Origin of the sequence: Phaeodactylibacter xiamenensis, from assembly GCF_000759025.1 — a bacterium.
Taxonomy (GTDB): Bacteria; Bacteroidota; Bacteroidia; order Chitinophagales; family Saprospiraceae; genus Phaeodactylibacter; species Phaeodactylibacter xiamenensis.
On record NZ_JPOS01000065.1, the window covers coordinates 1 to 449 of the forward strand.

Here is a 449-nt window from a genome sequence, read left to right on the forward strand (position 1 = left end):
TGGGGGGTATCGTTCTATAGCCGCCCGATATCTGGAAGAGGAGCTAAAACTTACGGTCAACGTAAAGAAGACGCACCTCACAACGATATGGGAAGGCATAGCGTACCTGGGTTTTATCATCAGCCGTCGAGGTGCGCGCATACACCCAAAGAGCGTGAAGAAGTTTAAGGACAAAGTCCGCAAGCTGACCCCGCGCAATTCCGGGCGTAACGTAGAGCACCAGATAGGGGAGCTTTCGATGCTATTGCGGGGTTTTGCCAACTACTTCCGCATTGGGCAAGTCAAGCGCCTGTTCCGTAATTTAATGAGCTGGATACGTCGCCGCCTGCGGATGAAGCAAATGCGCGAGTGGAAAAGTTGGAAAGGCTTGCATAAACAGTTACGACGGATGGTTTACAAAGGGAGTTTTGAGAAAATCTCTATGGCCCGCTGGCGCAACGCGAGCTGCA

The 449-nt window shown here is 51.9% G+C and carries 1 protein-coding gene; it reads left to right on the top strand.

What is annotated here, in order from left to right:
• A partial coding sequence (locus tag IX84_RS18395; RefSeq protein ID WP_044224078.1) for a group II intron maturase-specific domain-containing protein occupies positions 1-449 on the top strand: 449 nt, incomplete at both ends.